Origin of the sequence: Pseudomonas folii, assembly GCF_014357575.1 — a bacterium.
In the GTDB taxonomy this organism is placed as follows: Bacteria; Pseudomonadota; Gammaproteobacteria; order Pseudomonadales; family Pseudomonadaceae; genus Aquipseudomonas; species Aquipseudomonas folii.
On the sequence record NZ_JACONW010000084.1, the window covers coordinates 1 to 25,311 of the forward strand.

Annotated in this window: 25 protein-coding genes; 8 read left to right on the top strand and 17 right to left on the bottom strand. The window is 57.1% G+C overall.

Going from position 1 to position 25,311, the window contains the following annotated elements:
* Positions 1-466 precede the first annotated feature (466 nt).
* The 7 genes from H8S59_RS16935 to H8S59_RS16965 all read right to left on the bottom strand — a co-directional run bounded on the left by H8S59_RS16935 (position 467) and on the right by H8S59_RS16965 (position 7,184).
* Positions 467-682, bottom strand: a complete 216-nt coding sequence (locus H8S59_RS16935) for a TOBE domain-containing protein (protein WP_020291765.1) — start codon at positions 680-682, stop codon at positions 467-469.
* A 38-nt stretch (positions 683-720) separates the two neighbouring features.
* Positions 721-1,536 carry an aliphatic sulfonates ABC transporter ATP-binding protein gene (ssuB, locus tag H8S59_RS16940; RefSeq protein WP_187522187.1) on the bottom strand — a complete coding sequence of 272 codons (816 nt, stop codon included), beginning with the start codon at positions 1,534-1,536 and terminating at the stop codon, positions 721-723.
* Positions 1,533-2,330 (bottom strand): aliphatic sulfonate ABC transporter permease SsuC, encoded by a 798-nt coding sequence (ssuC, locus tag H8S59_RS16945; protein ID WP_187522188.1) that lies wholly within the window; start codon positions 2,328-2,330, stop codon positions 1,533-1,535. The genes ssuB and ssuC overlap by 4 nt, the downstream gene beginning before the upstream one ends.
* Before the next feature lie 27 nt (positions 2,331-2,357).
* Positions 2,358-3,323, bottom strand: coding sequence for a sulfonate ABC transporter substrate-binding protein (locus tag H8S59_RS16950; protein ID WP_187522189.1), 966 nt, complete (start codon positions 3,321-3,323; stop codon positions 2,358-2,360).
* 343 nt (positions 3,324-3,666) lie between these two features.
* The gene (locus H8S59_RS16955; RefSeq protein ID WP_187522190.1) at positions 3,667-4,305 is read right to left on the bottom strand and encodes a peroxiredoxin; all 639 of its coding nucleotides are present in this window, start codon (positions 4,303-4,305) and stop codon (positions 3,667-3,669) included.
* A 167-nt stretch (positions 4,306-4,472) separates the two neighbouring features.
* Entirely contained in the window at positions 4,473-5,843 is a 1,371-nt protein-coding gene (locus H8S59_RS16960) for an OprD family porin (protein ID WP_187522191.1), read from the bottom strand.
* A gap of 900 nt (positions 5,844-6,743) precedes the next feature.
* Complete coding sequence (locus tag H8S59_RS16965) at positions 6,744-7,184, bottom strand: hypothetical protein (RefSeq protein WP_095092650.1); 441 nt, start codon at positions 7,182-7,184, stop codon at positions 6,744-6,746.
* On the opposite strand from H8S59_RS16965, the gene trmL reads away from it, so the two are divergent.
* Entirely contained in the window at positions 7,183-7,638 is a 456-nt protein-coding gene (trmL, locus tag H8S59_RS16970; RefSeq protein ID WP_187522192.1) for a tRNA (uridine(34)/cytosine(34)/5-carboxymethylaminomethyluridine(34)-2'-O)-methyltransferase TrmL, read from the top strand. The genes H8S59_RS16965 and trmL overlap by 2 nt on opposite strands.
* Positions 7,639-7,820: 182 nt before the next feature.
* Here the strand turns inward: trmL and secB are convergent, their stop codons facing one another.
* The 3 genes from secB to H8S59_RS16985 are packed head-to-tail and all read right to left on the bottom strand — an operon-like array spanning position 7,821 to position 9,016.
* Positions 7,821-8,309, bottom strand: a complete 489-nt coding sequence (secB, locus tag H8S59_RS16975) for a protein-export chaperone SecB (protein WP_027898930.1) — start codon at positions 8,307-8,309, stop codon at positions 7,821-7,823.
* A gap of 43 nt (positions 8,310-8,352) precedes the next feature.
* Positions 8,353-8,601: a glutaredoxin 3 gene (gene grxC, locus H8S59_RS16980; RefSeq protein ID WP_027898929.1), complete on the bottom strand. Its 249-nt coding sequence runs from the start codon at positions 8,599-8,601 to the stop codon at positions 8,353-8,355.
* 1 nt (position 8,602) lies between these two features.
* On the bottom strand, positions 8,603-9,016 hold the full coding sequence (locus H8S59_RS16985) for a rhodanese-like domain-containing protein (RefSeq protein ID WP_187522193.1): 414 nt from the start codon (positions 9,014-9,016) through the stop codon (positions 8,603-8,605).
* A gap of 205 nt (positions 9,017-9,221) precedes the next feature.
* Between H8S59_RS16985 and gpmI the strand changes: the two genes are divergently transcribed.
* The 5 genes from gpmI (at position 9,222) to H8S59_RS17010 (ending at position 16,053) form a co-directional block, all read left to right on the top strand.
* Positions 9,222-10,754 carry a 2,3-bisphosphoglycerate-independent phosphoglycerate mutase gene (gene gpmI, locus H8S59_RS16990; RefSeq protein WP_187522194.1) on the top strand — a complete coding sequence of 511 codons (1,533 nt, stop codon included), beginning with the start codon at positions 9,222-9,224 and terminating at the stop codon, positions 10,752-10,754.
* Positions 10,755-10,897: 143 nt separating this feature from the next.
* Positions 10,898-12,220: a murein hydrolase activator EnvC family protein gene (locus tag H8S59_RS16995; protein ID WP_099267903.1), complete on the top strand. Its 1,323-nt coding sequence runs from the start codon at positions 10,898-10,900 to the stop codon at positions 12,218-12,220.
* Positions 12,221-12,250: 30 nt separating this feature from the next.
* Complete coding sequence (locus H8S59_RS17000) at positions 12,251-13,573, top strand: S41 family peptidase (protein WP_095092658.1); 1,323 nt, start codon at positions 12,251-12,253, stop codon at positions 13,571-13,573.
* Between the two features lie 3 nt (positions 13,574-13,576).
* Positions 13,577-14,362, top strand: coding sequence for a divergent polysaccharide deacetylase family protein (locus tag H8S59_RS17005; RefSeq protein ID WP_187522195.1), 786 nt, complete (start codon positions 13,577-13,579; stop codon positions 14,360-14,362).
* Between the two features lie 248 nt (positions 14,363-14,610).
* A complete protein-coding gene (locus tag H8S59_RS17010; RefSeq protein ID WP_187522196.1) occupies positions 14,611-16,053 on the top strand; it encodes a trypsin-like serine peptidase in 1,443 nt (480 codons plus the stop codon).
* 111 nt (positions 16,054-16,164) lie between these two features.
* Here H8S59_RS17010 and H8S59_RS17015 read toward each other — a convergent pair whose 3' ends face one another.
* From H8S59_RS17015 to H8S59_RS17045, 7 genes are all read right to left on the bottom strand, one after another.
* A complete protein-coding gene (locus tag H8S59_RS17015) occupies positions 16,165-16,872 on the bottom strand; it encodes a substrate-binding periplasmic protein (RefSeq protein ID WP_246475392.1) in 708 nt (235 codons plus the stop codon).
* Between the two features lie 287 nt (positions 16,873-17,159).
* Entirely contained in the window at positions 17,160-17,930 is a 771-nt protein-coding gene (gene hisF, locus H8S59_RS17020) for an imidazole glycerol phosphate synthase subunit HisF (protein ID WP_087265831.1), read from the bottom strand.
* A 131-nt stretch (positions 17,931-18,061) separates the two neighbouring features.
* Positions 18,062-18,799, bottom strand: a complete 738-nt coding sequence (gene hisA / locus H8S59_RS17025; protein ID WP_095092666.1) for a 1-(5-phosphoribosyl)-5-[(5-phosphoribosylamino)methylideneamino]imidazole-4-carboxamide isomerase — start codon at positions 18,797-18,799, stop codon at positions 18,062-18,064.
* Positions 18,800-18,919: 120 nt separating this feature from the next.
* Positions 18,920-19,174 carry a DUF2164 domain-containing protein gene (locus tag H8S59_RS17030; RefSeq protein WP_095092668.1) on the bottom strand — a complete coding sequence of 85 codons (255 nt, stop codon included), beginning with the start codon at positions 19,172-19,174 and terminating at the stop codon, positions 18,920-18,922.
* On the bottom strand, positions 19,174-19,812 hold the full coding sequence (gene hisH, locus H8S59_RS17035) for an imidazole glycerol phosphate synthase subunit HisH (protein WP_027898919.1): 639 nt from the start codon (positions 19,810-19,812) through the stop codon (positions 19,174-19,176). The genes H8S59_RS17030 and hisH overlap by 1 nt, the downstream gene beginning before the upstream one ends.
* The gene (hisB, locus tag H8S59_RS17040; protein WP_027898918.1) at positions 19,812-20,405 is read right to left on the bottom strand and encodes an imidazoleglycerol-phosphate dehydratase HisB; all 594 of its coding nucleotides are present in this window, start codon (positions 20,403-20,405) and stop codon (positions 19,812-19,814) included. Before hisB ends, hisH begins: the two co-directional genes overlap by 1 nt.
* Before the next feature lie 280 nt (positions 20,406-20,685).
* Entirely contained in the window at positions 20,686-22,347 is a 1,662-nt protein-coding gene (locus tag H8S59_RS17045) for an OFA family MFS transporter (protein ID WP_095092670.1), read from the bottom strand.
* Between the two features lie 255 nt (positions 22,348-22,602).
* On the opposite strand from H8S59_RS17045, the gene H8S59_RS17050 reads away from it, so the two are divergent.
* Both H8S59_RS17050 and H8S59_RS17055 read left to right on the top strand, forming a co-directional pair.
* Positions 22,603-23,001: an acetyl-CoA sensor PanZ family protein gene (locus H8S59_RS17050; RefSeq protein ID WP_187522197.1), complete on the top strand. Its 399-nt coding sequence runs from the start codon at positions 22,603-22,605 to the stop codon at positions 22,999-23,001.
* Between the two features lie 108 nt (positions 23,002-23,109).
* On the top strand, positions 23,110-25,311 hold a 2,202-nt coding region (locus tag H8S59_RS17055), incomplete at its 3' end, for an AsmA family protein (RefSeq protein WP_187522198.1).

Genomic DNA, 25,311 nt, shown 5'->3' on the forward strand with positions numbered 1-25,311 from the left:
AGAACTGCATCAGGCCCTCTCGGCAACAAGTTGCCTCCTACCTTCGAAAGCATTAAGCCTGCGCAATGCAGCGGTAGGAGCGAACTTGTTCGCGAGGTGGCGTGCCTGACGAACTGCATCAGGCCCTCTCGGCAACAAGTTGCCTCCTACCTTCGAAAGCGTTAAGCCTGCGCAATGCAGCGGTAGGAGCGAACTTGTTCGCGAGGTGGCGTGCCTGAAGAACTGCATCAGGCCCTCTCGGCACCAATTTGCCTCCTACCTTCAGAAGCGTTAAGCCTGCGCAATGCAGCGGTAGGAGCGAACTTGTTCGCGAGGTGGCGTGCCTGACGAACCGCATCAGGCCCTCTTGGCAACAAGTGAGCTCCAGGGTTGATGTTTGAAGTGCGATATAGCGGCGTCAGTGGCACCGTCGGACACAAAAAACCCCGGAGGGTCATCACCGTCCGGGGTTGTTTTTGCCCACAGATTACAGCTTGGCGATGGAAACCTCGGTGGACTTCACGAACGCGATCACTTCACTGCCAACCACTAGCTCCAGCTCTTTTACCGAGCGAGTGGTGATCACCGAAGTCACGATACCTGAAGCAGTTTGTACGTCGATTTCCGACAGTACGTCGCCTTCGACGATTTCCTTGATGGTGCCTTTGAACTGGTTACGAACGTTGATGGCTTTAATAGTCATGATGATCTTCCTGTGTGGGATGGATTGCTAACGGTCGGTTAATTGGCCCAACGCAGTTGCGTGGGCAGCGGTGAAATGGGATCAGGTTCAGGCGGCGAGCCGGGCAGCGACAGCACTCGCTCGAGTACTTGCGCTTCCAGATTGGCCAGGCGATGCGAGCCGCGGGCACGTGGACGCGGGAGATCAACCAGCAAGTCCAGGCCGATACGCCCTTCCTCGATAAGAATCACGCGGTCCGCAATCGCTACCGCTTCGCTGACGTCATGGGTCACCAACAACACGGTGAAGCCATGTTTGCGCCAGAGGTTTTCAATCAGTTGCTGCATCTCGATGCGGGTCAAGGCATCCAGCGCGCCCAGTGGCTCATCGAGCAACAGCAAGCGCGGCTGATGAATCAACGCACGGGCCAGCGCCACACGCTGCTTTTGACCACCGGACAATGCAGCAGGCCATTCCTCGGCTCGTTCGGCCAGGCCCACCGCCTCAAGAGCTTCAAGCGCTCTACCGCGCCAGTCACCGCTGAGACCGAGGCCAACGTTGTCGATGATCTTTTTCCACGGCAGCAGACGTGCTTCCTGGAACATCAACCGGGTATCTTCGCGGGCATCTGCCAGCTTTCCAGAGCCAGCGAGAAGTTGCCCGGCGGTAGGCTTGTCCAGGCCGGCCAGCAAACGCAGCAGCGTACTTTTGCCACAGCCGCTGCGACCGACCACGGCAACGAATTGCCCGGCCGGAATGTGCAGGTCGATGTTCTTCAACACTTCACGGCTGCCAAAGGCTTTCTTCAGCTGTTGCACCGCCAGAGGGATGCCGCGCAGCAGGTGCGCGGGCTGTTGCTGTTTCAAGCTGCTCATGCGGCACCGCCTTTAGTCACTTGATAGGCCGGATGCCAGCGCAGGCAAACACGCTCCAGACCACGCGCGGCCAGGTCGGCCAGCTTGCCCAATATTGCGTACAGCACGATGGCCAGCACCACCACGTCGGTTTGCAGGAATTCCCGGGCGTTCATTGCCAGATAGCCGATACCGGAGCTGGCAGAAATGGTTTCAGCGACGATCAGCGTCAACCACATGAAGCCCAGCGCGAAGCGCACGCCGACCAGAATCGAAGGCATCGCCCCCGGCAGAATCACGTGCCGGAACAGACCGAAGCCGGACAAACCATAGCTACGGGACATCTCCACCAGCGCCGGATCAATGTTGCGAATCCCGTGATAGGTATTCAGGTAAATCGGGAACAAGGTGCCCAGCGCGACCAGAAAAACCTTGGCGGTTTCGTCGATGCCGAACCACAGGATCACCAGCGGGATCAGCGCCAGATGAGGGATGTTGCGGATCATCTGTACCGAGCTGTCCAGCAGGCGTTCGCCCCATTTAGACAGGCCGGTGATAAAACCCAGTGCCAGGCCGATGCCGCCACCGATGGCGAAACCGACACCAGCACGCCAGCCGCTGATTGCCAGATGGGTCCAGATTTCACCACTGGAAACCAGATTGACGCCCGCCTCTATGACCGCGCTCGGCGCAGGCAGAATGCGGGTGGACAGCCAGCCAGCGCTCACCGACAGCTGCCAGATAGCCAGCAGCAGAATCGGCAGAGCCCAAGGCGCGAGGCGCTGGATTGTTCGTTGCGAAGCACTAGTGCTCATGGAGTTGTCTCCTCAGGGTCCGGCTGATTACGGCGCTTTCGCGACAGCGGCGGGCGGCGTCCAGACCACATCCGCAATGTTCAGCGGCTTTGGAATCAACTTGAGCTGATAAAACGTATCAGCGATTTTTTGCTGCGAGGCGACCACTTGCGGCGTCAGGAACAGCGCTCCATAGCCTTGGCGTTTGACCGAAGTCAGGGTGATATCCGCAGGCAGACCGAGCAACGGCGCGACCTGTTTGGTCACCTCTTCGGGGTGAGCCTTGGACCACTCCCCTACCGCGCGAACCTCTTCAATCAGCGCTTGAACGACTTTCGGGTTTTTCTGGGCATAAGGCTTGGTCGCCAGATAGAACTGGTGGTTATCCACAATCCCGGTGCCATCTCGCAGGGTTTTCGCTTGCAGTTGCTGCTCTGCAGCTGACTGGTAGGGATCCCAGATAACCCAGGCATCAACGCTGCCACGCTCGAATGCCGCGCGGGCATCGGCTGGCGGCAGGAAAACGGTCTGGATATCGGTGTATTTCAGGCCAGCATCTTCAAGGGCTTTTACCAACAGGTAATGCACGTTGGAGCCTTTGTTGAGGACGACTTTCTTGCCTTTGAGTTCTTTAACAGAAGTGATGGGTGAGTCCTTGGGTACCAGAATCGCTTCGCTGGTCGGCGCAGGCGGCTCGTAAGCGACATACACCAGATCAGCACCCGCGGCCTGGGCAAACACCGGCGGCGTTTCGCCCGTCACACCAAAATCAATGGAGCCGACGTTCAGACCTTCAAGCAACTGTGGACCACCAGGGAACTCGGTCCATTGCACTTGCACGCCCTGCTCGGCGAGGCGCTTTTCAAGGGAGCCTTTGGCTTTGAGCAGCACCAGCGTGCCGTACTTTTGATAACCGATACGCAAGGTCTCGGCCTGAGCCTGGGTTACGGCGCCGAAGGCGACCGCTGCGGCAAACAGAGCGACCAAACCTTGACGCAAAATAGCTGTGCGCATGGCGCGCTCCTTTGCTAATTCAGTGGCACCTGCTGGCCCGTTGGCGGACGAGTAAGGTGTGAGGGTTTTGTTGAATTGCACTGACCATATCAGTGATTTTTTATATCCATAAATCTTATTTTTTCATTTGGTTATTCTTTAAATGCATATATGTGAAATCCTGTTGGAGCGAGTGGGCGGCAATCCGACTTGCCCGCGAAGAACGATTAAGCGGTGCATCTGAAAAAACCGAGGTGGCCGGTTCGCGGGCAAGCCTCGCTCCAACTGGTGCTTGTGTTATTTCAGGCATAAAAAAGGGCCGACTAATCGGCCCAAGTAAACCCATCTGTCGTGGAAGGGTGATTCAGCGATTAGGCTGTGGCGTCAGACGCAGGTACGGTTTGACGGCTCTGTAGCCTTTAGGAAAGCGTTGCTTGATCTCGTCTTCATCCTTGAGCGAAGGCACGATCACCACTTCATCACCGTCGACCCAGTTAGCGGGCGTGGCGACTTTGTGGTTATCGGTGAGTTGCAAGGAGTCGATGACCCGCAGAATTTCGTTGAAGTTACGCCCGGTACTGGCTGGGTAGGTGATCGTCAGACGCACCTTCTTGTTCGGATCGATTACGAAGAGGGAACGTACGGTCAGGGTTTCACTGGCGTTGGGGTGGATCAGATCGTACAGCTCGGACACCTTGCGATCCGCATCGGCCAGGATCGGGAAATTGACTCGGGTGTTCTGGGTTTCGTTGATATCGTCGATCCACTTCACGTGGGAATCGACCGGGTCTACCGAAAGCGCAATAGCTTTCACGCCGCGTTTGGCAAACTCGTCCTTGAGCTTGGCGGTAAAGCCCAATTCGGTGGTGCAAACCGGGGTGAAGTCAGCGGGGTGGGAGAACAACACGCCCCAGCTGTTACCCAGCCATTCGTGAAACCGGATACGACCTTCGCTGGAGTCCTGCTCAAAATCAGGGGCGATATCGCCAAGTCGCAAGCTCATGGATGTGGCTCCTTGTTGTGATGTTTGCTAATTCATTGAAGCCACTTTGCGCGCCTTCGCTAGAAATTAAAAAGAATAGATAACGATTTGAATATAGCGTTTGGAGATATCAAATTTCAGGCAAAAAGAACCCCGCCGAAGCGGGGTTCCTTTTCAACTGACCAGGCTTATTTGAAAGCGTAGGTGTAGTTGAAGATCACACGGGTTTGGTCTTGGTTGGTAGAGTTCAGCAGATCAGCATCACCACGATAGCTACCGTGACGAACTGTAGTACCAAAACCTTTCAACGGACCGCTCTGGATCACGTAGTCGACACGCATATCACGTTCCCACTCGGAGAACTCGCGACCTTCGTTAACGGTGCCCTGACGCCCTTTGATGTCATCAGCATGCAGGTAAGCAATCGCTGCCTTCAGACCAGGCACGCCGGCACGAGCGAAGTCATACGAGTACTGACCGAAAGTGGTGTTCTCGCCTGCACGGTTGAAGCCGTTAACCATAGAGTCAGTGAAGAGGTAGAAGCTGGAACCGCCGTTACCTTCGTTGGCACCGGTAGAGGCACCGTTTTTGGTTACGTTGCCTTGACCCAAATAGGCCATACCACCGTCGTCACCCACTTGTTGGTGACCGACCATGATCGCGTGGCCGCCCAAAGCGTAGGTGAACATTGCCGACCAAGTGGAGTTGTCAACTTCATTAGGATTTTTGGCATAACCGTTGTTGTTGTTGAAGCGGTAGCCAACATCGCCGTTCTTGCCGTCGGAGCTACTGTTGAAGTAACGCAGGTCAGTCTTGAAGGACTGGTCTTCACCCAGAGGCAGGACGTGTACCAGACCCAGGAAATGCTGCTTGTAGAAGTCTTCCAAGTTGGCGTAGTAGTACTGCAAGGTCAGGTCTTTGGTAACTTTCCAGTCACCACCGGCAAAGCGGAAGTGGTCGGATGTATCCGTACCACCAGCCATGGACAACTCCGTCCAGTTGCTAGAAGCACGACCGATGCCTTTGTTCAACTGACCGGCAGTCAGAGTAACGCCATCCAATTCTTTGGAGGTCACGATGCCGCCTTGAAACGCTGCAGGCAGCAAACGACCATCGTTGGAAACCAGGATTGGCAGGTTTGGAGCCAAGGCATTACCTAGGCGAAGTTCGGTTTTGGAGAAGCGAGCCTTGGCGTTAGCACCGAAGCGGGTCCACTCATTTACAGAAGAACCATCACTGTCAGTCGGGGTGATGGCACCATTAGCAGCGTGTTGACCGCGACCGCCGTCAAGATGGACACCAACCATAGCCTGAGCGTCCAGACCAAACCCAACAGTGCCTTGGGTGAAACCCGACAGGTAGTCAAATTTCAGGCCGGTTGCCGTTTCTTTGTTACGGGTACGGTTGGCTGCAGAATCAGTACCTTCGCGAGCATCACCATCAAAATACAGGGTCCGCGAACTAACGGACGCTTTGCTGTCTTCAATAAAACCTGCTGCACCGGCCTGCTGAGCCATAACGCCGAAGGCTACAGCCATGGCCAGAGTGGACTTCTTCATGAATCGCTCCTCGTGAATCTTAATTTTTTATAATTTCTGGTGCCGAGGCCCTGGGACGCTCTGACCCAAAAATTTACGGTTAGCGCCAAACCCGACCGAAGCCAATGGTTAACCAGCGCCTCAAGACCAATGACCCACCGGTCACGGTGGTCGCAGGGTAGTGAACATTTAACAAATCGAAAAAGAATTATTGCTGAGCTTTTAAGACCTGTCGGTTATATGCCACACACTCTGTCGGATCCATCCGTCCTTGAGTGTATCGAGCTGTTTCACTAATTCCTAAATAATATTTCACTGCCATTCGTCAGATCATTCTGACTGGTCGAATGGAAAGCGAAAAGCAAACCGCCTGCCTTTAGAAATCAGCCCACCCAAAACCGCTCCGAAAACACTCAAAGCCCCGTAGTCATTGAGGCGCAGAGGGTACAGCACCAATTGTTACAGTTGTCACCACTTGCTTCCAGCCATCTGAAATCTGTATCAAAAAATATTTGAAACGGCTGTTTAAAGCCCCTCTGTCGGACAGTTTGGGGGGGTATTCAGGAGGGGGTGAGCACGCTCGCCGCGAACAAAACTGGAAAGTCGTTGTCGTGGCGGCACTAACGGCGAATCGTTAAAAGCGTGCATGGCTGGCAGAACTTGCACCATAACGATGCGATTTTCGCGCGCAGCAAAACACGCGCCTATTCATTCCAGCCTGGCTGAATGAGCGCTGAACACGATTCTGATAAATGAATGAAACACCCTGAAAGCCCCACAAGCAGGGGCTTTGGCCTCCCAGGAAGCGCTGGTGAATATTTTTGAAAGCAGAAATTTCAAAAACTGGCACGACGCCTGCAATAGGTTACGTATCACCAGTTTTGGGGACCTTGGTACAGGCAGGCCGGGGATTCCCCTCTTTTATTCCTCTCGGAGACTGACCTCCAGTCTCCAGCGCCCGTCCAGCTCCGCACCGCGCAAGTCGCCGTGCAGAGGACGGGCCGCCAGCAGAGTCAGCAGCAAATCCTTCTTGTCCCGCTCCAGCTTCCAGCGCACGTCCTTCCCGTTAACCTTCAATTGCCCCCTCCACGGCTGACCTTTGGCCGTAAAGCGCATGGCAAACGTTCCGTCCACATGCTCAGGCATAACCTCGGGTTCACGGTTGAACCACAGTGCCAGCCCGGTCTGCTGCTCCTCGATCTGCAGCAATTCCAGCGGAGTCGGCTCGGTAAGACGCCCGATCATCAAGCCGACCAACAGCCCGACAATTGCCAGCGAACCCAGAACCTTTGGCCATAGCTTCGGCCGCGGGTCCTCTTCGGGGGTAGAATGCTCCCCATTCTTCAGCTCGGAGCCGTGCATGTTTCACGTCATCCTTTTTCAACCAGAAATTCCGCCGAATACCGGCAACGTCATCAGGCTGTGCGCCAATACCGGCAGCACCCTGCATTTGATCGAGCCCTTAGGCTTCGAACTGGATGACAAGCGCCTGCGCCGCGCCGGACTCGATTATCACGAGTTCGCCACTTTGCAGACCCATCCCGACCTGGCCAGTTGCCTGGAAAGCATCGGTCATCCGCGGCTGTTCGCTTTTACCACAAAAGGCTCACGCCCCTTCCACGACGCCAGCTTTCAGGAGGGCGACGCCTTCCTGTTCGGCCCGGAAAGTCGCGGCCTGCCCGCTGATATACTCGACGCCCTTCCCGGCGATCAGCGCCTGCGTTTGCCGATGCGCGAGGGTTGTCGGAGCCTGAACCTGTCCAACACGGTCGCCGTGGCGGTGTATGAAGGGTGGCGGCAGTTGGGATTTGCCTGACGACGCGTAGCTTTCGTAGGGGCTGCCGAAGGCTGCGAAGCGTTTATCCTGATATACCGCCATCGCAGCCTTCGGCAGCTCCTACAGATACAGAGACAACGCCCAGGCCCATAGAAGCCTCATCACCCAACACCCACAAAAAAGCGCCTCAAAAGGCGCTTTTTTGGGTCCGGCTACAACACTTACTGAACAGTAGGTGTTTCGCCAGCAGCTTGCATGCGTTGCAGTTCTTGCGCGTACAGAGCATCGAAGTTCACCGGGGACAGCATCAGCGCCGGGAACGAGCCGCGGACGACCAGGCTGTCGATGGTTTCGCGCGCATACGGGAACAGGATGTTCGGGCAGAAAGCACCCAGCGTATGGCTCATCGAACCTTGATCCAGGCCTTTGATCAGGAAGATACCGGCTTGCTGGACTTCAACGATGAAAGCCACTTCGTCACCGTTGTTAACGGTAACCGACAAGGTCAGAACCACTTCGTAGAAATCACCTTCCAGCGGCTTCTGACGAGTGTTCAGGTCGAGGCTGACGGTAGGGGTCCATTCCTGACGGAAGATCGCAGGGCTTTTTGGCGCTTCGAACGACAGGTCGCGAACATAGATGCGCTGCAGCGAGAATTGCGGTGCATCTTCTTCGTTGGTAGCGGTGCCGTTGGTCGGTTGGTCAGTCATCTCGGGTCCTTTTAGCATTTAAGTTCTGGAAAGGGGGTTGGAGTCAGAGCAGCTCATCAAGCTTGCCTGCGCGCTCCAGGGCAAAAAGATCATCGCATCCGCCTACGTGGGTCGTACCGATCCATATCTGCGGGACGGAAGTGCGGCCGGATTTTTTCACCATTTCGGCGCGAACTTGCGGCTTGCCATCGACTCTGATCTCTTCGAAAGCCACATGCTTGTTCTGCAACAACTGCTTGGCGCGAGTGCAGTAAGGGCAATAATCGCTGGAATAGACGATGACTTCAGCCATATCACTTCACCAAAGGCAGGTTATCTGCACGCCATGTGGATACACCGCCGGACAGCTTGGCAGCCGTAAAGCCCGATTTGAGCAGTTCGCGTGCGACGGAGCCAGCCTGCTGGCCCATGGCGTCGACGATGATCAGGGTCTTGGCCTTGTACTTTTCCAGCTCGCTGGTGCGGGTCAGGACCTTGTCGTTCGGGAAGTTCAACGCTCCCACGATGTGGCCCGCGGCGTAATCCTTGGTGGAGCGGATATCGATGATCACGGCCTGATCCTTGTTGACCAGCGCGGTCAGCTCACCTGTGCTCAGGCTGCGACCGCCCTTGCTCAATTCGTAGGCGATCAGCATCCCCAGCAAAATGATGAAAGCGCCAGTGATCAAATAGTGGTTGGTAGCAAAAGCAAGCAGGTGCTGAAGCATCAGTAGGTTCCAGGGCGTTAAAATGTCGGCCAGTATACACAGCAGCCAAGGTCGGCCAAAGCCCGTCAGACAATGAGGTCGATCAAGCCCACATGACATCGCGCCAGAACCGATAACTCCGGTATCGCGGCTCGCAATTGCAGATCAACAGCCCCTAAAATGCCGGTCTGTACTCCAACTTACTTTTTTAGCACGAGTGGGATCTATGACTACCACGCCAAAACCTTTGGTCCTGATCATTCTGGACGGCTTCGGACACAGCGAGAGCCATGAGGGCAACGCCATCCTGGCAGCCAAAATGCCGGTTATGGACCGCCTGTACAAGACGATGCCAAACGGCCTGATCTCAGGTTCGGGTATGGATGTCGGTCTGCCGGACGGTCAGATGGGCAACTCCGAAGTCGGCCACATGAACCTGGGTGCCGGGCGCGTGGTTTATCAGGATTTCACCCGCGTCACCAAAGCCATTCGTGATGGCGAGTTCTTCCAGAACCCGACTATCTGTAGCGCGGTAGATAAAGCTGTTGGTGCGGGTAAGGCCGTGCACATTCTCGGCCTGCTGTCGGATGGTGGCGTTCACAGCCATCAGGATCATCTGGTGGCCATGGCAGAACTGGCCGCCCAGCGTGGCGCAGAGAAAATCTATCTGCATGCCTTCCTCGACGGTCGCGATACGCCACCACGCAGCGCGCAAAAATCCCTTGAGCTGCTGGACGCCACTTTCGCCCGCCTGGGCAAAGGCCGGATCGCCAGCATCATCGGGCGCTACTTCGCCATGGACCGCGACAACCGCTGGGACCGTGTAGCCGCGGCCTACAACCTGATCGTTGACGGTGCCTCGGAATTTCATGCGGCGAGCAGCGTGGCCGGTCTTGAAGCCGCCTACGAGCGTGGCGAAAACGATGAGTTCGTCAAAGCCACAAGCATTGGTGACAAGGTCACCGTGGAAGACGGCGACGCTGTGGTGTTCATGAACTTCCGTGCCGACCGTGCCCGAGAAATCACCCGGGTATTCGTCGAAGACGACTTCACGGACTTCGAGCGCGCCCGCCAGCCTAAGGTCAACTATGTGATGTTGACTCAATACGCAGCGAGCATTCCTGCGCCGTCCGCGTTTGCGGCTGGCAGCCTGAAAAACGTGCTGGGTGAATACCTGGCCGCCAACGGCAAGACCCAACTGCGTATCGCTGAAACCGAAAAATATGCTCACGTAACCTTCTTCTTCTCGGGTGGCCGCGAAGAAGAGTTCCCGGGCGAAGAGCGCATCCTGATCCCGTCGCCAAAAGTCGCGACCTACGACCTGCAGCCAGAAATGAGCGCGCCGGAAGTCACCGACAAAATCGTCGATGCCATCGAACACCAGCGTTATGACGTGATTATCGTCAACTATGCCAACGGCGACATGGTCGGCCATAGCGGCATTATGGAAGCGGCAGTCAAGGCCGTTGAATGTCTGGACGTCTGCGTCGGGCGCATCACCGATGCGCTGGAAAAAGTTGGCGGCGAAGCGCTGCTGACCGCTGACCATGGCAACGTCGAGCAAATGACCGATGACCATACCGGGCAAGCGCACACCGCACATACTTCCGAGCCAGTGCCTTTCGTTTATATAGGCAAGCGCAATCTGAAAGTGCGTGAAGGCGGAGTGCTGGCCGATGTCGCACCCACCATGCTGAAACTCATGGGTCTGGAAAAGCCGGAAGAAATGACCGGCCATTCGATCCTTGTTGACGCGTAAAAACGCTCCACACCGGCATGTCGCCTAGCCACATGCCGGCTTTTTATCTGTCTGGCCTCATACGAGGCGTTTTTTTTGCAGCGTGTGGCGGGCATACTAAGCCTGACACTTTTTTTCACAATTCCTCGGTATCGCCCACCCTCATGCTTCGCGCCTTGATCACCCTTGCTTTGATCTGCCTGCTCAATCCGGCGTTTGCCGACGATCAGCGGGCGCTCACCCAGAAACAGATTGACGCAGCGCGTCAGGATGTCACCGAGCTGCAAAAGGCTCTGGGCGACTTGCAGAAAGAGAAAGCCGGCGTCCAGAAGGACCTGCGCGGTACTGAAACCGAGATGGGTAAGCTGGAAAAGCAGGTCGAGGTCCTGCAAAAGGAACTAAAAAAGACCGAAGCCGAGCTCAATCGGCTCAACCAGGAAAAAAGCAAACTCCAGAGCGCACGCGTTGAGCAACAACGGCTGATCGCCATTCAGGCACGGGCTGCGTATCAAAGCGGCCGTCAGGAGTACCTGAAGTTGCTGCTCAATCAACAACATCCGGAAAAATTCGCCCGGACGCTGACCTACTACGATTACATGAGTCAGGCGCGCCTGACTCAGTTGCGTACCTTCAATGAAACACTGCGCCAGCTCGCGGGCGTTGAAAAAGATATCGACCTGCAACAGGCGCAACTGCTGGTTCAGAAAAGCTCGCTGGAAACTCAGCACGAAGAACTCGACAAGGTTCGCCAGGAACGCCAGACGGCGCTGGCCAAGCTTAATCAGGACTACAAGTCGCGAGATCAGAAGCTGCAAGCGCGGCAGCAGGAACAAGCCGAGCTGGGCAAGGTTCTGAAAACCATTGAGGAAACGCTGGCGCGTCAGGCCAAAGAGGCTGAAGAAGCCAGACAGAGAGCATTGGTCGCTGAACGTGAGGCTGAAGAAAAACGTCAGCGCGAAGCCCAGGCGCAAGCCAACAGCAGTAGCAAGAGCAGCAGCAGAACCGACAGCGATGATGCACCAAAACGTCCGGCCAAAGCGCCTGGCGCCATGGTTTCCAGTGCTGGCGCTTCATACGGCGGAGCTTTCTCTGCAGTCAAGGGCAAACTTCCCTGGCCTGTTGATGGTCGATTACTTGCACGCTTCGGTGAAGCCCGCGGTGATGACGCTCGTTCCACCTGGGACGGCGTGATGATCAGCGCTTCGGCGGGCAGTCAGGTTCATGCTGTACACGGCGGTCGGGTGGTCTTCGCAGACTGGTTGCGCGGCGCCGGGCTTCTGGTCATTCTCGACCATGGCAACGGTTATTTGAGTCTGTATGGTCACAATCAGACATTGCTCAAGGCAGCCGGCGACATTGTCAAAGCCGGTGAAGCCATCTCCACTGTAGGCAACAGTGGTGGACAGGACACACCGGCGTTGTATTTCGCTATTCGTCAGCAGGGTCGCCCTAGTGATCCGGCCCAATGGTGCCGCACTCAAGGATAAGTCGGTTCCACCTTCAGGAGTTCGTTAGACATGCCGTATCTGTCCCGCCTCACCTCGCTGGCCCTGGCTATTGCCGTCGTTATCGGCGCTCCACTGGCTCAGGCTGCAGAAGTCAAAGCTGCGCCAGCCACCACCCCGGCTGCTGCGAACACCGCCAAAGCGCCGCTGCCGCTCGACGAGCTGCGCACCTTCGCCGAGGTCATGGACCGGGTCAAAGCCGCTTATGTCGAACCGGTGGACGACAAGACGCTGCTGGAGAACGCCATCAAAGGAATGCTCAGCAACCTCGACCCGCATTCGGCCTATCTGGGCCCTGAAGACTTTCAGGAGCTGCAGGAAAGCACCAGCGGCGAGTTCGGCGGACTGGGCATCGAAGTCGGCGTCGAAGATGGTTTCGTGAAAGTCGTCTCCCCTATCGACGACACCCCGGCATCCAAGGCAGGCATCGAGGCCGGTGATTTGATCGTCAAGATCAACGGCGCACCGACGCAAGGTCAGACCATGCAGGAAGCGGTCGACAAGATGCGCGGCAAGATCGGCGAGAAGATCACTCTGACACTTGTTCGCGATGGCGGTAACCCGTTCGACGTGACATTGGCCCGCGCGACCATTCAGGTCAAGAGCGTCAAGGCACAGATGCTGGAGAACGGCTACGGCTATATCCGCATTACCCAGTTCCAGGTGAAAACCGGTGACGAGGTCGGCAAAGCGCTGGCCAAGTTCCGCAAAGACAACGGCAAGAAAATGAGCGGGTTGATTCTTGACCTGCGTAACAACCCTGGCGGCGTATTGCAGTCGGCGGTTGAAGTGGCTGACCACTTCCTGACCAAGGGCCTGATCGTTTACACGAAAGGCCGTATTGCCAACTCCGAACTGCGCTTCTCGGCTGATCCGGCCGATGCCAGTGAAGGCGTACCGCTGGTGGTGCTGATCAACGGCGGCAGTGCTTCAGCTTCAGAAATCGTCGCCGGTGCCTTGCAGGACCAGAAACGCGGCATCCTGATGGGCACTGACAGTTTCGGTAAAGGTTCGGTGCAAACCGTGTTGCCGCTGAACAATGACCGCGCCTTGAAGATCACGACGGCGTTGTATTACACGCCTAACGGTCGCTCCATTCAGGCTCAGGGCATCAACCCGGATATCGTGGTGCGTCGCGCCAAGGTCACCAACGAAGCTGACGGCGAAGCGTACAAGGAAGCCGATCTGCTCGGTCACCTGGGCAACGGCAACGGCGGCGCGGACAAACCAACGGTCAAAGGCGGCGCAGCCAAGGCACGTCCGCAGGATGATGACTTCCAGCTCAGCCAGGCTCTAAGCCTGCTCAAGGGCCTGAGTATCACACGCGGCAATTAAACGATGCGTGTGTTCCTGTCCCATTGGTTGCTGGCCGCATTTTGCGTACTCACTGGCGTTGCTCACGCGGCGCCAGCTACCCAGGCCAGCAAACCTGCCTTCCTCACACTGATCATTGATGACCTGGGCCAGAATCCGGCCCGGGATCAGCGCGTGCTTGCCCTCCCCGGCCCCGTGACGCTGGCGATCATGCCGGATACACCTCACGCCACCGAGTTTGCTCGTCAGGGGCATCGTGCTGGCAAGATCGTCATTCTGCACATGCCCATGGACCCGGCGACCGGCCCGTATGCCTGGCATCCAGAACTCCCCCTTACCGAGCTGGAAAGCAGACTGAACGCTGCGCTGCTTAAGGTCCCCTACGCCGCTGGCATCAACAACCACATGGGCAGCCGCATGACCGCCGAGCCGGTTGCCATGGCATGGTTGATGGCCGAGCTTCAGCGTCGCCATCTGGTTTTTGTCGACAGCCGTACCAGCGCGAAAACCGTTGCGGCAGCCGAGGCGCAAAAGATCGGATTAGCCAGCGTGTCACGGGATGTATTTCTTGATGATGAACGCACGTCTGAGGCCATTACCCGGCAATTGAAAATCGCCATTGAACTGGCTCGCAAACAGGGTTCAGCCGTGATGATTGGTCATCCTTACCCTGTCACGCTCGACGTGCTTGAACGCGAGCTCCCGCATCTGAAGGCGCAGGGCATTGAGTGGATCGACCTGCGTCAGATGATCAGCGTGCGGGGCAATCAGGCGACGGCCGCGCACGGCAAAAACGGGATTTATCGGTAAAGATCGGGTTCACCAAGTACGGTAGGAGCGAACTTGTTCGCGAGGCGCTGTTTCAGGCGGACATCATCGCTCCCTTGCGGTGGCTCGCCCGGTCGCTCCTGCAGATCTTTGTGGTAAGGCTGAAAAACGTGTCCTTGCTCGCGATAAAGCCACTGACGTATCAGGTCAATAGTTAACGCACCTCCCCATCGCGTTACTGGCTACATGCGCTGACTTCCCCATGTCGGGGTTTCAACGCAAGGACAGTCATGAAAACAAAATTCTCCGCGCTTACCGGTTGCGCATTCGCCGTGTGCTTCTGGGCTGCTGGCGCGCACACCAAAGACTTCGGCGACGGGCTGGAAAACCTGTCGCCCTCCAGAGTCCTGGCCAACCAGAAGGGTCAAAATGATCACTGGAGAGGCATCGGACGGATTGAGAGCGACACTGGCCGGTCTTGCACTGCGACGTTGATCGACACTCGTTCAGTCAATAACGAGGCCTCTGCGCCAGCCTATGTGCTCACCAGTGGCCATTGCCTGTATAGAAAGAATAACGGCGTGATTATCACTGACCATCAGGTGACCGGAACTGTCACGTTCAACTACTTTGCCGATACGGTCGAGCATCAACAGCGCTATCCTCTCAAGCGGGTCAACTGGAGCAGCATGCAAGGCGTGGATCTGGCGATTGTGGAGCTGCAAGCCTCGCTTGAGTCCCTGATCGCAGCCGGAATCGAGCCCTTGCAGATAGCCGAGAAAACTCCGCAAGCTGACACGAACATCCTCATCGTCGGCGCACCTCTGGCATTCCAGAACCCTTATCTGCGATCGGCCGCTTGCACTCATCAGCCATCCGGGGCGCTTATCGTACAACCGTGGGTCTGGCGCCATACGGTGAAAAACCAGTGCAAGGATCTCAAAGAGGGAAGTTCCGGCAGCCCTGCCCTGACTCGCGACAACAATCGGGTATTTGCCGTCATCAACACCGTGACTCCGTCCGGAGGCAACTTCGGCAACCCCATCAGTTACCTGCGCCCCTGCTTCGTTGCAGGCCAGCTCAGCACCGATCCGGAGATCTGCCCGCTCTTCCCCACGTTCTCAGTCGAGCCTGTCGGCCATATTCTCCGTTACACCAAGGTCAGACTTGCCCCAGACGGCAAGGAAATCTACCCCGACTGGAATGTCGCGTTCAGCATCGATAAACCGTTCTATCGCTTTAAAACTGTGCGCGAGGCCATTGAATGCGAGAACCCGAATGACTACAGCCACGCGATTGAAGCCACAAACGCCCGAGTAATCGACCAAATCGGTCCGCAAACCGGCACCCATATGCTGTGCTTGCTGGGCATCGAATCAGGCGATGAACGCCCGTCTCCCGGACTGATGCGCAATGCGTTGACATTCGCCACAGAGCTTCAGGCGGCAGGCCCGCCCAGCCCCGCTCAGGTGCAGTTCACTCAGCGCTCTGGCAGGTACATCATCAAATGGGATTACGATCCAAGTTTGGTCAGCAGACAAACCTTCAAATTCGGCCCCGCTCAGACCACAGCCTGCGATGATCCGGGTGGGTACAGGGGGGCGTGGCGCACACTCTATGTAAAGCCCAATCAACTGCCGGTGAAAATCTGCACCTATGCCTATGACCATGCGGATCAACCATCCGCGGTGCGGGAGGATGTTTTGGAGAAGATGAAATCTGAAGCTGGCTAAGCCGTGCAGGAAATGCTGTGTTTGCCTGGAAGCGCAATACCAGCGGGATCGACCGGGTCAATCATGAGCTTGAGATCAAGGTCAGCCTGGGAGCGGCGCCTGGTTTGGGTATCAGCGATATTGGGACAGAATCTTATCCACAACCCCTTCCGCCCGTAGCTGGTCCAGCGACGCCTGTAACTTGTTCACCACGTCATCGGGCGTCGCCTTGTTGAGCGCAAGGTACAGATCAGCGTGGTTGAACCGCAGCACGGTCTTGAGGCCGGTGACGCCTTCTATTCTGGCCAGATAAGGTCCAGTCGGATCGCCCGCCGCCCATAGGTCAATCTGGCCGTTGACGAGTTTTTTGGCGTTGTCCTGATCGCGCAGCAACAGGATGGGATTCAGTCCCTGGGCCAGAAGCCGCTCGCCGATGGCATCACCTTTGTAAGCACCGATCCGATAAGCCTTGGCCTGCTCCAGACTGGTCAGTTTGATAGGGCTGTCGCCACGGGCGAGCAGTATCCAGTCGTAGGAACCCACTGGCCCAACCCACTTGAAAAGCTTTTCCCGCTCAGGCAAACGCGCTGTTGAAAACACCGCATAACCAGGTTTTTCCAGGGCCAGCTTGTAGATACGCTCCCAAGGGAAGCGCAACGTCATGCTGTAGCTGATTCCTGCGCGCTTGAATGTCTCGCGCACCACTTGCGCGGCGATGCCTTCAATGTTGCTTTCCTGAGCGAAATTTTTGCCGTCAATTGCCATGTTGTAAGGCGGCAGATTTTCGGTCATCAGCACAATGGAGTCGCGTCCCGGTGCCTCAATGGCGTCATCGGCCATTGCAGCCTCAGTGGCGCTGAAAACCAAAGCGCTGAAGGCCGTTAGGGCAATAAAACGAGATTTGAACATTGGCGCTCTCCATACGCTGACGGCAGACAGAGTGCAGCGCTCAAAAGCGCTTGTCCAGCACACATGGCGCATTGCCCACATAAGCGAGATTAAGCTTAGAGGCGACATGAACTGTAGGAGTGAGCTTGCTCGCGATAGCGTCAGGTCAGACGATAATTTCTCAACCGATCTACCGCTATCGCGAGCAAGCTCACTCCTACAGTGTGGGGAAGTGAATTCTAGCGAACCACAATCCCGCGCGCGGCCATGTAGGCTTTGGCTTCCGGCACGGTGTATTCGCCGAAATGGAAAATGCTCGCCGCCAATACGGCGCTGGCGTGGCCTTCAATAACGCCGTCTGCCAGATGCTGAAGGTTGCCGACACCACCCGAGGCGATGACCGGGATACCCAGAGCGTCACTGATTGCTCGGGTTACACCCAGATCGAAACCGTTCTTCATGCCGTCCTGATCCATGCTGGTCAACAGGATTTCGCCCGCGCCCAGGTCTTCCATCTTCTTGGCCCAAAGAACAGCGTCCAGACCTGTTGGCTTACGGCCGCCGTGGGTGAAGATTTCCCAGCGCGGGGTTTCACCTGGCAGCGAAACCTTCTTGGCATCAATGGCAACGACGATGCATTGCGAACCGAAATGCTGAGCAGCCTCGGCAACGAACTCGGGATTGAACACCGCAGCAGTGTTGATCGACACCTTGTCGGCACCGGCATTGAGCAGGTTGCGAATGTCTTGCACGGTGCGCACGCCACCGCCGACGGTCAGCGGGATAAACACCTGGCTGGCCATGCGCTCCACGGTATGCAACGTGGTGTCGCGGCCATCAACGCTGGCAGTGATGTCCAGAAAGGTGATTTCGTCAGCGCCCTGCTCATCGTACAGACGCGCAATTTCAACGGGGTCGCCAGCGTCACGGATGTTCTCGAACTTGACGCCCTTGACCACACGACCGTTGTCGACGTCCAGGCAAGGGATGATGCGTTTGGCCAGGGCCATGGGGTTATCTCCGATTTTTATCCTGCCGGGATCCTGGTAGGAGCGAACTTGTTCGCGAGACGTTCCGTCAGTCTACATAGATGCAGACTGACGGAGCGCCTCGCGAACAAGTTCGCTCCTACCGAAATAGCTTAGCGCTGGTAGCCGTCACACAGCGCCTGAGCTTCAGCCACATCCAGCGTGCCTTCGTAAATCGCCCGGCCGGTAATAGCGCCGATGATCCCCGGTGCCTTGGCATCCAGCAAGGCACGGATGTCACCCAGATTGTGGATGCCACCGGAAGCAATGACCGGGATCCGCGTAGCCGCAGCTAGCGCAGCCGTGAACGGGATGTTGCAGCCTTGCATCATGCCGTCTTTGGCGATGTCGGTATAAACGATGGCCGACACGCCATCCGCCTCGAAGCGCTTGGCGAGGTCGATCACTTGCACAGTGCTGACTTCAGCCCAGCCATCAGTCGCCACGAAACCGTCTTTGGCATCCAGGCCGACGATCACTTTGCCAGGGAATGCGCGGCAGGCCTCAGCAACAAACTCGGGTTCTTTAACGGCTTTGGTGCCGATGATCACGTAGCTCACGCCCGCTTTCACGTAGTGCTCGATGGTCTCCAGCGAGCGAATACCGCCACCGATCTGGATCGGCAGGGTCGGATAACGCTTGGCAATGGCAGTGACCACGTCACCGTTGACCGGCTGACCTTCGAACGCGCCGTTCAGGTCAACCAGATGCAGACGACGGCAACCGCCCTCGACCCATTTGGCAGCCATGGCAACCGGGTCGTCGGAGAACACAGTGGAATCTTCCATCCGGCCCTGGCGCAGACGCACACAGGCACCGTCTTTGAGATCGATAGCGGGGATGATCAGCATGCTTTTTCCTTCGTCCTGATAAGGCCCGTTTAACGGAACCGTCGTAGGAGCGGCTTTAGCCGCGAGGGCCATCAACTCGCGACACAGCTCGCGGCTAAAGCCGTTCCTACTTATGTTTAATTATTTTTCAAGCGCCCAGAGGTCAATCTCGATGCTCGCAAATCGGTCATGGAGCACCTCCTGCACATCGGCAACCGCTTTGTTGTAATACAAAGGGGCGATTTCCGTGGTCAGAAACTCAAGCACTTCGGTCACCTCAAACGAGCCAAGCTCCAGTTCGAAGCGATCCAGAAACAACCGCTTGAGCTTGTCCACCGCAAGCGCCTCCTGGTCTGGATTCAACAACAGGATCGGTTGCTTTTTACCTCGGGCCATTACCAACGACCGTCCCACGCGGCGAAGTTCTGCAGCAACTGCAGGCCATGGGTATGGCTCTTCTCCGGGTGAAACTGTACGGCAAAGCGCGAACCGTCAGCCAGCGCCGCGGCAAAGTCGACGCCATAGTGACCGCGACCGACAACCTGACGCTGATTGGCCGCATCAATGTAGAAGCTGTGCACGAAGTAGAAACGCGCCATGTCCGGAATGCTGTGCCACAGAGGATGATCCACCGCCTGCGCCACCTCGTTCCAGCCCATGTGCGGCACTTTCAAATGCGCGCCGTCTTCATGCAGATCCTTGCCGAAGAACTTCACCTGACCGGGGAACATGCCGATGCAGTCAACGCCACCATTCTCTTCACTGCTGTCGAGCAACGCCTGCATGCCGACACAGATACCCAGAAACGGGCGATCCTGGCTGACTTCACGCACCAGCGAGTCGAAGCCCAGGCGACGGATTTCAGCCATGCAGTCACGAATCGCGCCGACACCGGGGAACACCACGCGGTCGGCTTCACGAATCACGTTGGCGTCGCTGGTGATATGCACCCGGCCAGCGCCCACATGCTCAAGCGCCTTGGCAACCGAGTGCAGGTTGCCCATGCCGTAATCAATGACCGCGACTGTCTGCATCAGAGCACACCCTTGGTCGAAGGCATTTGCCCGGCCATGCGATCATCCAGCTCAACCGCCATGCGCAGTGCGCGACCGAACGCCTTGAAGACGGTTTCAATCTGGTGGTGAGTGTTGGTACCACGCAGGTTGTCGATGTGCAGCGTCACATTGGCGTGGTTGACGAAGCCCTGGAAAAACTCCTGGAACAAGTCCACATCAAAGCCGCCAACAACGGCGCGGGTGTACGGCACATGCATTTGCAGGCCCGGACGCCCCGAGAAGTCGATGACCACACGCGACAGCGCTTCATCGAGCGGCACGTAGGCGTGACCGTAACGACGAATGCCTTTCTTGTCGCCGATAGCTTTGCTGAAAGCCTGACCCAGAGTGATACCGACGTCCTCCACCGTATGGTGATCGTCGATCTCAAGGTCGCCTTTGCAGTTGATATCCAGATCGATCAGCCCATGACGGGCGATCTGGTCGAGCATGTGCTCAAGAAAAGGCACGCCGATATCGAATCGGGCCTTTCCGGTGCCATCCAGGTTGATCGACGCGTTGATCTGGGTTTCCAGAGTATTACGCTCGACGTACGCCTTACGTTCGGCCATCACCAGCTCCGCAAAATCATTGGGCGAAAAAGGCGAGCATTATAGGCCCAGAACAGGCTGGCATGAAGCAAACAGAAGAAGGGAATGGGATAAGACGACGAATTACGGAGGGATGCTGCTTTTTGGTGCGAATAAATCGGGGAAATGTGGGAGCGGTGCTTGCCCGCGATGAGGTCAACGCGATTCACTTTAGATCGCGTCCAGCCTTATCGCGGGCAAGCACCGCTCCCACAATACAGCGTTCCAACTTGAGGCTTGGTTTGCTAGCCTCTACAGCGGCTTAGTGGAACAGCACCGCAGTCTTCTGCAGAGTGATCCAGACGCCCCACGCCAGCGGGATGCCTACTGCCAGCCAGGCGGCGATAGCCAGTGGCTTGCTGCCCGGATCGGCTTTCCACTCAAGAACGGTGGTGTGATCCGCGCCTTTGTCCATGCCGTAGGATTGCTCGACAGCCAGTTCTTCATCAGTCATGAAGTACTTGTCGGCCACCGGACGAACCAGCAGGTTGCAGATGAAGCCCAGCACCAGCAGACCGGACAGGATGTACAAGGTCATATCGTAAGCGTCGGCACGGGCAACGCCGTGGCTCAGCTGATATTCACGCAAGTAGTTGACCAGAACCGGACCGAGGATGCCCGCCGCAGCCCAGGCGGTCAGCAGACGACCGTGGATCGCACCAACCATTTGCGTACCGAACAAGTCAGCCAGGTAGGCCGGAACCGTTGCGAAACCACCGCCGTACATCGACAGGATCACGCAGAACGCGGCGACGAACAGTGCAACGCTGCCCATGTGGCTCAGGCTTGGCACCAGTGCGTAGAGCAGGAAGCCCAGAGCGAAGAACACGAAGTAAGTGTTTTTACGACCCAGGTAGTCCGAGAACGAAGCCCAGAAGAAGCGACCACCGATGTTGAACAGGCTCAACAGACCGGTGAAGCCCGCAGCGATAGCGGCGATCTGGCCCAACTGAGCAGCGTCAAGCTGGTTGAACGCCAGGTCGAGGCCCAGCAGCTTACCGGCGAACACTTCCTGCAGCAGTGGCGAAGCCATGCCGAGAATACCGATACCTGCCGAAACGTTAAGGCACAGCACCAGCCATACCAGACGGAATTGCGGTGTTTTCCAGGCCACGCTTACGTGTACGTGACGGTTGGTGATCATCGCGTTGCTGGCTTTCTTGACCGGAGCGGTCCAGCCTTCTGGCTTCCAGCCGGTTGGCGGAACGCGGTAAGACAGTGCGCCACCGATCATGAAGATGAAGTAGATCACCGCCATCACCACGAAGCTCTGCCAGACGCCCACGCCCTCAGGCGAAGCAAAATGGTTCATCAGCGCTGCGGCCAGTGGAGCACCTACCATCGCGCCGCCACCGAAGCCCATGATTGCCATGCCGGTAGCCATACCGCGCTTGTCCGGGAACCACTTGATCAGGGTCGAAACCGGCGAGATATAACCCAGCCCGAGACCGATACCACCGATCACTCCGGAGCCGACCCACATCAGCCATATCTGGTGGGTATAGATCCCCAACGCAGATATCAGCAGACCGCCACACCAGCACAGCGCCGAGACGACACCGGCCTTGCGCGGGCCTGCGTGTTCCAGCCAGCCACCCCAGATGGCAGCCGAGCAGCCCAAGAAGATGAAAAACAGGGTGTAGATCCAGCCCAGCATGGAGATGGGCCAGTCGCAGGCAGACGAGAAAATCTGTGCGAAGAAGCTCATATCAGGTGCACAGGCTACTGGAGCCTTGATGCCAACTGCCTTGGACAACGGCAGCCAGAACACGGAGAAGCCATACGCCATGCCGATGCACAGGTGGATAGCCAATGCCGCAGGTGGTACGAGCCAGCGGTTGAAACCCGGCTTGGCGATGATGCGCTCTTTGGACAAGAACGCAGGCTGTGCGGGTGAACCGCCCAACGCAGTGCTTGTACTCATTGTTATATCCCCAGAAAAGATGCTCACAAGGTGTCGACGTTCCACCCACAGCCTCCGTGCACGCAGGCAACGACCGTTTTATCGGCAGAGTTCCCGAATACGTGACAAATAGACGCACCGGATTAACGAACGGCGCGAGATTATCACCTGTCAATTAAAAAAAGGCGTTTTGACATCACTTTTTTTGACGCCAGCGCTCTGCCTCTTGTATTTAGGGCACAATCGCCGATGCCGCCCGTCGCCAGAGGACATTTCATGCCTATCGTCGTTGAGTTTCTCCAGTCGGCCACCTATCAGGATCAAGCGGATTTGCAGAAGATTTACCGGGACGCACCCTCCTGGCTGTTCACGCCTTTTGCTGACGCGGTGCAACTGGTCGAAAGCTGCCTTGAGGAAACTACGCTGGTCGTGGCTCGCTTCAATGATCGACTGGTCGCCGCCGCACGCCTGCAACGCCATGATGTGGTTTGGGAGCTGTCGCATTTGTGCGTCCGCAACCCCACGCGCCGCAGAGGTTTCGCTGAACAACTGATCAACGAGGTGCGAAAATCGGCCCGAGAGTCCGGTTGCGAGCTACGCTTGCTGGCAACCGCCGAACCTCCCGAAGTCCAGGCTCTGGCGGCCAAACTCCAGATGCCGCTCGTACTCTATTAGCCGGAAAAGCTGAACAGGGTAGAGCCTGAGGCATCCAAAGCCCTGCAACTGCGTCAGGAGGTTATACTCGCGGGCAAATTTTAAACGTTCGAATACAAGGACTCGCCCATGAAAGCGTTCGGCAAAATCCTGGGACTTTTTGTTCTCGGGCTGTTGCTGATCATCGTGGCTCTCGGCTTTGCCCTGACCCATCTGTTTGATCCCAACGACTATAAAGACGAGATTCGCCAACTGGCGCGCGACAAGGCGCATGTTGAACTGACGCTTAACGGTGATATCGGCTGGAGCCTGTTCCCCTGGCTCGGCCTTGAACTGCACGAAGCCAGCGTCGCCACCTTGAACAACCCGACCAAGCCCTTTGCCGATTTGCAGATGCTGGGCCTGTCCGTTCGCGTGCTGCCGCTGTTGCGCCGCGAGGTGCAGATGAGCGATGTCCGCGTTGAAGGGTTGAACCTGAGCCTGAGCCGTGACGAAAACGGCCATGGCAACTGGGAAGACATTGGCAAACCGGCTACCTCCGATGTAGCCACCACCACTCCCCCTGCCGATGGCGAACAGACTCCGGCAGCCAAACCGGACAAGCCTTCCCAGCCGATCAAACTGGATATCGACAGCCTCACCGTGAACAACGCCCGGGTGGATTACGTCGATGCAAGCAAAGGCCAGTCGTTCACGGCCGAAAGCATCCAGCTCAGCACCGGTGCCGTTCATGAAGGCGCTGACATCCCGATCAAACTGACCGCGTTCCTCGGCACCACTCAACCCGTGATGCGCGCCAAGACCGAACTGGTCGGCCAACTGCGTCTGGATCGTGCCCTCAAGCGTTATCAGTTTGGCGACATGCGATTGTCCGGCGAAGCATCGGGCGAGCCGTTGCAAGGCAAGACGGTAACCTTCGCCGCGCAAGGGCAGCTTTTGGTTGATCTGGCGGCGAATGTCGCTGAATGGACCAACATGAAGTTGTCTGCCAATCAGCTACGCGCTCTAGGCGAGTTCCGCGCCCGCGATCTGGACAAAACCCCACAAATCAGCGGCGCAGTGTCCGTTGCCCCGTTCGATCTTCGGACCTTCCTCGACAGCGTTGGCCATCCACTCCCGGCCATGGCCGAAGGCAGTCTGAGCCAGGTTGGAATGATCACCCGCATCAGCGGTACGCCGAACAGCGTGGCACTTGAAGAGCTGAATCTGAAAGTGGACGACAGTACCTTCACCGGCCGCGTCGCCGTGGAAGACTTCGCCAAACAGGCGCTGCGCCTGCAACTCAAGAATGACACCTTCAACGCTGATCGCTATCGCCCTGCTGAAAGCGAAGAGAAAAAAGGCGCGAGCGCGGCACGCAAGTCTGAAGTGCAGAACAGCGAGGCCGCTGCCGTGGCTGGCGCAGGCACAACACCGCTGCCGGACCAGCCGACCAAAGCCGCCTGGAGCACCGCGAAACTGCTGCCGCTGGAGCGCATGCGCAAACTGGCTGTAGACGCCGACATCAGCTTCGGCGCCCTGACGATCGAAAAGCTGCAAATCCAGAACGCCATACTGAAGACACGGGCCCTCAACGGCGAGGTCAAGGTCGACAGCCTGCGCGGTGATCTCTACGGCGGCAATTTCGACGTCAAAGGCAATCTTGATGTGCGCCCGGACGTGCCACTGCTGAGCCTGCAAACGCGAGTCGACAAGGTGCCGGTCGAGCGTTTCCTGCAAAGTCAGGATCAAAACCCGCCCGTCAGAGGTTTGTTGACCCTCAACAGCGATCTGACCGGCAAGGGCAACAGCGAAAAAGCCCTGATCGACAGCCTGAACGGTACGGCCAGCTTCATGCTCACCAACGGCGTGCTGGTTAACGCCAACCTTGAGCAACAGCTTTGCCAAGGCATCTCGATGCTCAACCGAAAAACACTCAGCGGTGAGCCTCGCGGCAAAGACACGCCTTTCAAACAGCTCAACGGCAATCTGGTGTTCCGCAACGGCGTAGCCAGCAACCCGGACCTCAAGGTCCAAATCCCCGGCCTGACCGTCAACGGTAATGGCGATGTGGATTTGCGTGTCCTGGGCATGAACTACCGCGTAGGCATCATCATCGAAGGCGACAAAACCGAAATGCCCGACCCGGCCTGCGAAGTGAACCCTCGCTACGTCGGAATCGAGTGGCCAGTGCAGTGTCGCGGCCCGCTGGAACTGGGCGCCAAGGCTTGCCGTCTCGACAAGGAAGGCCTCGGCCAGATCGCCGCGAAAATGGCGGGTGACAAGATCGGCGAGAAGATCGAGGAAAAACTCGGCGATAAAGTCAGCCCGGAACTGAAAGACGCCCTGCGC